The organism is Variovorax sp. 20P10.2.4 (genome assembly GCF_058244205.1).
Genome location: NZ_JBZAYE010000338.1, coordinates 1 through 7,911, shown reverse-complemented (window position 1 = coordinate 7,911; position 7,911 = coordinate 1). Strand labels below are relative to the sequence as shown.

Annotated in this window: 12 protein-coding genes; 10 read left to right on the top strand and 2 right to left on the bottom strand. The window is 70.4% G+C overall.

Features of this window, described 5'->3' with window-relative positions; all coding sequences use genetic code 11:
* The 6 genes from AC27VN_RS25900 to mobA all read left to right on the top strand — a co-directional run.
* Positions 1-122 (top strand): hypothetical protein (locus AC27VN_RS25900; protein ID WP_490878382.1); only part of this gene is annotated, 122 nt, incomplete at its 5' end.
* Between the two features lie 33 nt (positions 123-155).
* On the top strand, positions 156-893 hold the full coding sequence (locus AC27VN_RS25895; protein ID WP_057596260.1) for an IclR family transcriptional regulator: 738 nt from the start codon (positions 156-158) through the stop codon (positions 891-893).
* Positions 894-924: 31 nt separating this feature from the next.
* Positions 925-1,782: a fumarylacetoacetate hydrolase family protein gene (locus AC27VN_RS25890; protein WP_490878381.1), complete on the top strand. Its 858-nt coding sequence runs from the start codon at positions 925-927 to the stop codon at positions 1,780-1,782.
* Between the two features lie 18 nt (positions 1,783-1,800).
* Positions 1,801-2,772, top strand: coding sequence for a tripartite tricarboxylate transporter substrate binding protein (locus AC27VN_RS25885; RefSeq protein ID WP_490878380.1), 972 nt, complete (start codon positions 1,801-1,803; stop codon positions 2,770-2,772).
* A gap of 14 nt (positions 2,773-2,786) precedes the next feature.
* Complete coding sequence (locus tag AC27VN_RS25880) at positions 2,787-3,356, top strand: NADPH-dependent FMN reductase (protein WP_208509031.1); 570 nt, start codon at positions 2,787-2,789, stop codon at positions 3,354-3,356.
* A gap of 21 nt (positions 3,357-3,377) precedes the next feature.
* Positions 3,378-3,977: a molybdenum cofactor guanylyltransferase MobA gene (gene mobA, locus AC27VN_RS25875; RefSeq protein ID WP_490878379.1), complete on the top strand. Its 600-nt coding sequence runs from the start codon at positions 3,378-3,380 to the stop codon at positions 3,975-3,977.
* 9 nt (positions 3,978-3,986) lie between these two features.
* On the opposite strand, the gene AC27VN_RS25870 is transcribed toward mobA, so the two are convergent.
* A complete protein-coding gene (locus tag AC27VN_RS25870; protein WP_490878378.1) occupies positions 3,987-4,775 on the bottom strand; it encodes an AraC family transcriptional regulator in 789 nt (262 codons plus the stop codon).
* 71 nt (positions 4,776-4,846) lie between these two features.
* On the opposite strand from AC27VN_RS25870, the gene AC27VN_RS25865 reads away from it, so the two are divergent.
* Both AC27VN_RS25865 and AC27VN_RS25860 read left to right on the top strand, forming a co-directional pair.
* Positions 4,847-5,506, top strand: coding sequence for a pyridoxamine 5'-phosphate oxidase family protein (locus AC27VN_RS25865; protein WP_490878377.1), 660 nt, complete (start codon positions 4,847-4,849; stop codon positions 5,504-5,506).
* Between the two features lie 49 nt (positions 5,507-5,555).
* A complete protein-coding gene (locus AC27VN_RS25860; protein ID WP_490878376.1) occupies positions 5,556-5,942 on the top strand; it encodes a hypothetical protein in 387 nt (128 codons plus the stop codon).
* Here AC27VN_RS25860 and AC27VN_RS25855 read toward each other — a convergent pair.
* Positions 5,939-6,373 (bottom strand): winged helix-turn-helix transcriptional regulator, encoded by a 435-nt coding sequence (locus AC27VN_RS25855; protein ID WP_490878375.1) that lies wholly within the window; start codon positions 6,371-6,373, stop codon positions 5,939-5,941. The two genes, AC27VN_RS25860 and AC27VN_RS25855, sit on opposite strands and share 4 nt — an antisense overlap.
* A 47-nt stretch (positions 6,374-6,420) precedes the next feature.
* On the opposite strand from AC27VN_RS25855, the gene AC27VN_RS25850 reads away from it, so the two are divergent.
* Entirely contained in the window at positions 6,421-7,362 is a 942-nt protein-coding gene (locus tag AC27VN_RS25850) for an aromatic alcohol reductase (RefSeq protein ID WP_490878374.1), read from the top strand.
* Positions 7,363-7,550: 188 nt separating this feature from the next.
* The coding region (locus AC27VN_RS25845; RefSeq protein ID WP_490878373.1) for an STN domain-containing protein at positions 7,551-7,911 on the top strand (361 nt) is incomplete at its 3' end.

The following is a 7,911-nucleotide window of genomic DNA, read 5'->3' as shown; positions in this document are numbered from 1 at the left end:
ACTGGCTCGAGGCGCACGACGCGCGGGCGGTGATACTGCGCCCCGACCGATATATCGTCGGCGTCGCGCGCACGGGGCACGATCTGGATCGCATCTCGCAACACCTCCCCGTCGCGCCATGACACTCTGGAGGAATTGGCGTGCCGGAAAAATCCATGTCCAGCCTGGGGCGCATGCTGGGAGTGCTCGACCTGTTCGACGACACCCACCTGACGCGCACGGCGGACGACATCTCCGCGGCGCTCGAGGTCTCGCTGCCCACGGGCTACCGCTACGTGCGGCTGCTGCTCGAGGCCGGGCTGCTGCAGCGCGTGGAGGACTCGCACTACGCGCTCGGGCCGCGGATCATCCTGCTGGACCACTACATCCGCAATGCCGACCCGGTGCTGCGCGAAGGCATCCCGGTGATGCGCGAACTGGTGGCCGCCACCGGCTTCGACTGCGTGAGCTCGGGCATCTTCGGCATGCAGGTGCTCGACACCCATCGCGAGATGGGCGGCGCGCCGCCGACGCTGGCCTACGGGCGCGGCCGGCCGCGCCCGCTGTTCCTGGGCGCCGCGCCCAAGGTGCTGCTCTCGACCTTCGCGCCGCCGCAGCTGCGCAAGGTCTTCGATGCCCGCCACGACGAGGTCGTGCGCAGCGGGCTGCCGGCCGAGTGGAGCGAATTCCGCCGCCTCTACGCGGGGATCCGCAAGGCCGGCCACTACGTGTCGATCGGCGAACTCGAACCGCAGCTCGCGGCCGTGGCCGCGCCGATCCCGAAGGCCGACGGGGGCGCATGGGCCGCCATCCAGCTGGTCTTCGACACCTCGCGCCTGTCCATCGTCGACCTCGACAAGATGGTTCACCTGATCACCGAGGGCGCGCAGCGCATTGGAGGTCGGCTGGCGTAGTTCTATTTCCATCACTCCTCACGGACAGACCATGAAACTCATCAGCTACCAACTCAACGGCACCGACAGCTACGGCGCGGTGACCGGCGACCGCGCGGACCGCGTCGTCGACCTGCGCCAGATCTTCGGCGAGCGCGCCGCGGACCTGAAGGCGCTGATCGCGGCCGACCTGCTGGCCGAGGCCGCCGCTGCCGTCGGCCAGGCAAGCGCCACGCTGGCGCTGAGCGAGCTTCAGTTGCTGCCCGTGATTCCCAACCCCGGCAAGATCGTCTGCGTGGGCCTCAACTACGGCGAGCATGTGCGCGAAACCGGCCGCGAGATCACCGAGCAGCCCACGCTGTTCCTGCGCGTGGCCGAATCGCAGCTCGCGCACGGCGAGGACATCGTGCTGCCGCCCGAGTCGACGCGCCTCGACTACGAGGGCGAGATCGCGGTCGTGATCGGCCGCGGCGGCCGGCGCATCGCCGAGGCCGATGCCTGGGCGCACATCGCGGGCTATGCCTGCTACAACGACGGCAGCATCCGCGACTGGCAGACCGCCACGCCGCAATGGACCGCCGGCAAGAACTTCTGGCGCACCGGCGGCTTCGGCCCCTGGATGGTCACGCGCGACGAGATCGCCGACGGGCGCGTGATGACGCTGGTGACGCGGCTCAACGGCCAGGAGATGCAGCGCACCACCACCGACAAGCTGATCCACAGCATCCCGCGCCAGATCGCGCACATCTCGGCCTTCACGCCGCTGGCCGCGGGCGACGTGATCGTGACCGGCACGCCGGGCGGCGTGGGCGCCAAGCGCAACCCGCCGGTGTGGATGAAGCCCGGCGACATCGTCGAGATCGAGGTCGACGCCATCGGCGTGCTGCGCAACGGCATCCGCGCCGAGTAACCCGCCGGCGGCATTCCCATGAACCGACGATTCGATCGCCGCAGCGCGCTGCTGCTCGCTGCGCTGTGCGCCGCGCTGCCCGCCGCGGCGGCTTCCGACTATCCCTCGCGCCCGATCCAGATGATCGTGCCCTTCGCCGCCGGCGGCGGGCTCGACATCAATGCGCGCAGCCTCGCGCAAGCCATGTCCGAGAACCTCGGCCAGCCCTTCGCGGTGATCAACCGCGACGGCGCGGCCGGCACCATCGGCCTGAACACGGGCGCCGGCGCGCGCGCCGACGGCTACACGGTGGTCTTCACGCCCGCCGTGCCGCTGACCAGCGAGCCGCACCGGCTCAAGGCCCTGAACTACGGGCTCGATTCCTTCCGCTACGTCTGCAAGGTGTTCGACAACATCTTCGCGATCGCGGTGCCGGCAAAGTCGCCGTACCGCAGCGTGCAGGACATCCTGGCCGACGCGAGGAAGGAGCCGGGCAGGGTGAGCTACGGCACCTCGGGCACCGGCTCGATCCCGCACCTGGGCACCTCGGACATCGAGGCCGCCACCAAGGTCGCGCTCACGCACGTGCCCTACAAGGGCGACGCGCCGATGCTGCAGGACCTGCTGAGCGAGCGCCTGAGCTTCGGCGCCGTGCTCGCGAGCTCGATCACCGGCCACCTGCAATCGGGCGCGCTGCGCCTGATCGCGGTCTACACCGACAAGCGCCATCCCTCGTTCCCCGACGTGCCCACCCTGAAGGAGTCGGGCGTGCCCGTGGTGCAGGCGAGCTTCGGCGGCGTGCTGGTGCCCGCGAAGACGCCCGACGCGGTGGTCGCGCGCCTCGAGTCCTCGTGCCGCGAGGCCGTGGCCTCGCCCAGGTACCAGGCCTGGGCGCGCGGCGCCAACCAGGTGGTCGACTTCCAGCCGGGCAAGGACTTCGAGCGCCAGGTGCGCGAGGACAGCCGCCTCAAGGCCGCGACCCTCGCGCGCCTCGGACTGGCCACGCCATGACTTAGGATTCGGCGATGACCCGTCCCATCCTCCATACCCTGATCTGCAGCACGCGGCCCGGCCGCGTGGGTCCGGCCGTCGCCCAGTGGGCGCACGGCATCGCCGAAGCGCACGGCGGCTTCGATGCCCGTCTCGTCGACCTGGCCGCCTTCGGCCTGCCGGTGTTCGACGAACCCGAGCATCCGCGCCTGCAGCGCTACACGCACGAGCACACGCGCGCCTGGAGCGCGAGCGTCGCCGAGGCCGATGCCTTCCTGTTCGTGCTGCCCGAATACAACTTCGCGCCGCCGGGCGCGCTGGTCAATGCCCTGAACTACCTCGTGCGCGAATGGCAGTACAAGGCCGTCGGCTTCGTGAGCTACGGCGGCATGTCGGGCGGCATCCGCGCGGTGCAGGTCACCAAGCAACTGCTCGGCACGCTCAAGGTGGTGCCGATGCTCGAGGCGGTCGCGTTCACGAATGTGGGCCAGCAGCTGCAGGCCGAGGGCGGCCTGTCGGCCAATCCCGCGAACGCGGCGGCCGCGAAGGCGATGCTCGACGAACTGCTGCGCTGGACCTCGGCGCTGCGCACGCTGAGGTCGTAGGGCGCCAGCGAGAATGCGCGCATGAACCCCATCGCGCGCGAAGACATCACGGGCCTGGTGCTGGCCGGCGGCCGCGGCAGCCGCATGGGCGGCGTCGACAAGGGCCTGCAGGACCACCGCGGCACACCGCTGGCGCTGCATGCGCTGCGCCGCCTGCAGCCGCAGGTGGGCACGGCCATGCTCAGCGCCAACCGCAACCTGCCCGACTACGAAGCGATGGGCGTGCCCGTGTGGTCCGATTCCATCGAAGGCTATGCGGGGCCGCTCGCGGGCCTGCTGACCGGGCTCGAGCATGCGCGCACCGATTGGCTGGTCACCGTGCCCTGCGACACGCCGGACTTTCCGTCGGACCTGGTCGACCGGCTGGCCGAGGCCGCGGCCGGGCAGGGCGCCGAGATCGCGATGGCCGCTACGCGCGAAGACGGCGAGTTGCGCGCGCAACCGGTGTTCTGCCTGCTGCGTGCCAGCCTGGCGCCGAGCCTGCTCGCCTTCCTGCAGGCGGGCGAGCGCAAGTTCGGCCAATGGACCGCGCAGCACCGCATGGTGCAGGTGGCGTTCGACGACGCGGCGGCCTTCTTCAACGCCAACACCAGCGACGAGCTGCGCCAGTTGCAGCGCTGAGCGCCGCGTTCACAGCCGCGCCCGATAGCTCGCCGGCGTCTCGCCGAAGGTGCGGCGGAACAACCCGATGAACGCGCTCGCGGTCGAATAGCCGAGGTCGAGCGCGATCGCCGTCACCGGGACGCCGGCCGCGAGCATCTCGAGCGAGCGCATCATGCGCGCGCGCTGCCGCCAGGCCGTGAAGTTGAAGCCGGTCTCCAGCACGAAGCGCCGGCTCAGCGTGCGCGAACTCACTGCCGCCCAGCGCGCCCATTGCTCGAGGTCGCGTTCGTCCGCGGGTTCGGCGATCAGCGCATGCGCGATGCGCTGCAGCCGCGGGTCGCTCGGCAGCGGAAGGCCGAAGGGCTCCACCGGCAGGCTGCGGATCTCGTCGAGGATGACCGCCGCCACATGCGCGCGGCTCTCGTCCAGCGGCTGCGGCGCCTCGATCGGCCAGCTGCAGGCGCGCAGCACCGCCTCGCGCAGCAGGCCCGAGGTGCGGATCGTGCACGGCCGTGGGGGCAGGGTGGCGCAGGCGGGTTCCGCCACGTAGACGCTCCAGCCATGGAAGGGCCCGTGCGAGCGCCCCGAATGCTCCTGGTGCGGCGGCAGCCAGACCGCGTGGATGGCCGGCACGATCCAGACGCCGTCCTCGACGCCCACCGACAGCAGCCCGCGCAGCGAGCCGAACAGTTGCCCGCGCGCATGGCGGTGCGGGCCCGAGGCCAGCTCCTCGCCCTGGCTGCCCTCGGCCGCGATGAGGACCGGGCCGTCCGGTCGGTCGACCAGGCCGGCCAGGCGAAGAATGGGATCGGTCATGGCGGATGAGAGCTATCGATTGGCCGATCCAGTCTACAGCCGCCAAGGCCTTTGTTCGTACGCTGGGTGCCATGAACCCAAGACCTCGCCCTTCCTTCGACGACCCGGCCCCCGAACCCGACCTCGACGCGCTGTATGCCGCGCCCTCCGAGATGACCCAGAAGGCGGTGCTCGATCGCCTGGTCGACTTCCACGAGGCCTATCTCGCGCAGGCCACCTTCTTCTGCCTCGCCACTGGCAGCGAGCAGGGGCTCGACGCCTCGCCGCGCGGTGGCCCGCCGGGCTTCGTCCATGTGCTGGATGCGCACACGGTCGCCTTCGCCGACTGGCCCGGCAACAACCGCATCGAGTCGATGCGCAACCTGCGGCGCGACGAGCGGCTCGCGATGGTGTTCCTGTTCCCGGGCCTCGAACTCTTCCTGCGCATCAACGGTCGCGGCCGGGTCTCGACCGATGTCGGGCTGCTGAACGAACTGCGCGAGGGCGAGCGCATTCCCAAGACCGCGACCGTGGTGCGGATCGACGAGGTGCTGCTGCATTGCGGCAAGGCGATCAACCGCGCCCGGCTGTGGCAGGACAGCGCCCGCCTCGCGCGCGATGCGCTGCCGACCGTGGGCCAGATGATGGCCGCGCTGGGCCGGCGCGCCGATGCCTCGGCCGAGCTCGGCACGGAGCAGATCGCGCAGATCGACGCGCACTACGACCACGCGGTCAAACACGAGCTGTACTGAGGAATCGAGCGCCCCACGAAGGCTTCCCATTTTTTCTGGAGAGAACGCGATGCTGTTCGACACGACGAGATTTCCGCTGGTGTTCCTGAAGGAGGACCCGCAGGCCGATTCGCACGACACCGACACCGAGGCGCAACTGGCCACGCTGCTCGAGCGCGGCGAGCGCTTCGTGCTGCTGACCGACCACCTGCCCGGCGACCATCCCGAGGAAGGCCACGAGGACCGCAAGCGCCGCGCGCTGTTCTTCAAGCGCCACAAGGAACACCTGCGCGCGTTCTGCGCGGGCCTGGTGTTCGTCACGGGCGAGCGCACGATTCCCGCGGCGGTGCGGCTGGCGGCGCAGGGCGCGGGCAAGGTGCTGGGGCTGTCCTTCGACTTCGTGCGCAGCGAGAGCGAAGGGGTGGCGGCGGCCGAGCGCTTCCTGGCGCGAAGTTAGGCGGACCGTGCCGCATCGAACGCCCGGCGCCGTTCTCTGAAGCCCTCGGCGTTCTCGATCACCCAGGTCCACAGCGGAATCATCTGGTAGAGCAGGCCACGGCCCAGGCTCGTGAGCTCGTACTCGACACGCGGCGGCACCTCCCGGTGGTCGAAGCGCAGCACGAGGCCGTCGCGCTCCAGCGCCCGCAGCGTACGCGTCAGCATGCGCTGCGTCACGCCCGAAAGCCGGCGCCCCAGCTCGGCATGGCGCAGCCGGCCCGACACGCCCAGCGCATGCACCACGCCCAGCGACCAGCGGCTGCCGGCATGCGCGAGCACCTCGCGCTTGAGTCCGTCGTCGTCGTCGCTGAGCGCATCGCAAGCGGCTTGCGATTGCCGGATCAGCGCTTCGATTTTTTCCTGCGGTATCACGCGTGTGCCTTCTTTCATTGGGAGGGTGCCGGGTCCAACTGCCGATTTTGATCGGAGATGCATCCATGCCGCAGACAAGACAAGACGCCCTCGAGATCCTGGTGGTGGGCGCCGGAGAACTGGGAACGAGCGTGATTCGCGCGCTGGCCGCGAGGGTCGGTGGTGAAGACGCGCGAATCTCGGTGCTGCTCAGGCCCGATACGGCGTCGTCGCCATCGCCCGCGCGGCGCGCCCTGCTCGAAGAACTGGCGGCGCTGAACGTGGCAGTGGTCCATGCCGACATCGCTGCGTCCGATGCGCACGGGCTGGCCCGGATCTTTCGCGCGTTCCATACGGTGGTCAATTGCACGGGCTTCGTCGGCGGTCCGGGCACACAACTGAAGCTCACGGCCGCGGCGCTCGAAGCCGGCGTCGCGCGCTATGTGCCATGGCAGTTCGGCATCGACTACGACACCATCGAGGCCGGCAGCGCGGGCGGCCTGTTCGACGAGCAGATCGCGGTGCGCGCGATGCTGCGCTCGCAGCAGGCGACGCGCTGGCTCATCGTGTCGACCGGGATGTTCACGAGCTTCCTGTTCGAACCGGCCCTCGGCGTGGTGGACCTCGAAGGCCTGCGCGTGAACGCGCTGGGCAGCTGGGACACGCGCGTGACGGTGACCACGCCCGAGGACATCGGCCGGCTCACGGCGGACATCCTCTTCACCCAGGCGCTCGACCACAGCGGCATCTTCTTTACCGCGGGCGAGACGCTGAGCTATGGCCGATTGGCCGATCTCGTCGAGCAGCGCTTCCAGCGCCGGGTCGAACGCATCGAGTGGAGCGTGCCGATGCTCGAGGACGAACTCGCGAAGCAGCCGCAGGACACGATGCGCAAGTACCGGCTGGCGTTCGCGCGCGAGCCGGGCGTGGCCTGGGATGCCGGTCTCACCTACAACGCGCAGCGGGGCATCGCGACCGAGGATGTCGCGCGCTTCCTGCGCGGCCATCGGGGTGTGGCGGCGGTGTAGTAACAAATCAGTCATCGTCGGGCGCCAAGATCGCGGGTTCCCAACAGTGCCTGCGCCGTGTCGGTCCTCCCCCTTTTCCCATCGTCCCGCCCGCGGCCACGCCCTGGGCGCGGCACGGCCGCCGTCGAGACCCGCTGCGGATGCGCCTTCACGCGCGCCTCCTGAGCAGGCTCCGGGCCGCGACCTGCATGGTGTGCACGCTGGCGACTCCCGCCTGGGCCGCGGACAACGCGACGCAGCCGCCGGTTCCCGAGGCGGCCGCGGCGCTGCTCGACTTCGACATTCCCGCCCTGCCGCTGGACGATGCGCTGGGTCGCTATGCCGCGCAGTCGCGGCGCTCCACGCTGTTTCGCAGCGCGACCGTGCAGGGGCGCATCTCCTCGGCCGTGCAGGGCCGCCATTCGCCCGAATCGGCGCTGCGCCTGCTGCTCGAGGGAACGGGCCTGGTCGCCGAACGGCCCGACGAGGGACCGGCCGAGGCCTTCGTGTTGAAGGAGGCGACGGCACCGGCGCCGCCGCCGGTCCTCGGCAACGCGCCCGCCGCCGACG

Bases quoted from the DNA above. Each gene is read 5' to 3' on its own strand.
- AC27VN_RS25850 (WP_490878374.1), top strand. From the start codon at position 6,421: ATGCCGCAGACAAGACAAGACGCCCTCGAGATCCTGGTGGTGGGCGCC.
- AC27VN_RS25865 (WP_490878377.1), top strand. From the start codon at position 4,847: ATGAACCCAAGACCTCGCCCTTCCTTCGACGACCCGGCCCCCGAACCC.
- AC27VN_RS25885 (WP_490878380.1), top strand. From the start codon at position 1,801: ATGAACCGACGATTCGATCGCCGCAGCGCGCTGCTGCTCGCTGCGCTG.
- AC27VN_RS25855 (WP_490878375.1), bottom strand. From the start codon at position 6,373: ATGAAAGAAGGCACACGCGTGATACCGCAGGAAAAAATCGAAGCGCTG.
- AC27VN_RS25880 (WP_208509031.1), top strand. From the start codon at position 2,787: ATGACCCGTCCCATCCTCCATACCCTGATCTGCAGCACGCGGCCCGGC.
- mobA (WP_490878379.1), top strand. From the start codon at position 3,378: ATGAACCCCATCGCGCGCGAAGACATCACGGGCCTGGTGCTGGCCGGC.
- AC27VN_RS25895 (WP_057596260.1), top strand. From the start codon at position 156: ATGTCCAGCCTGGGGCGCATGCTGGGAGTGCTCGACCTGTTCGACGAC.
- AC27VN_RS25890 (WP_490878381.1), top strand. From the start codon at position 925: ATGAAACTCATCAGCTACCAACTCAACGGCACCGACAGCTACGGCGCG.
- AC27VN_RS25860 (WP_490878376.1), top strand. From the start codon at position 5,556: ATGCTGTTCGACACGACGAGATTTCCGCTGGTGTTCCTGAAGGAGGAC.
- AC27VN_RS25870 (WP_490878378.1), bottom strand. From the start codon at position 4,775: ATGACCGATCCCATTCTTCGCCTGGCCGGCCTGGTCGACCGACCGGAC.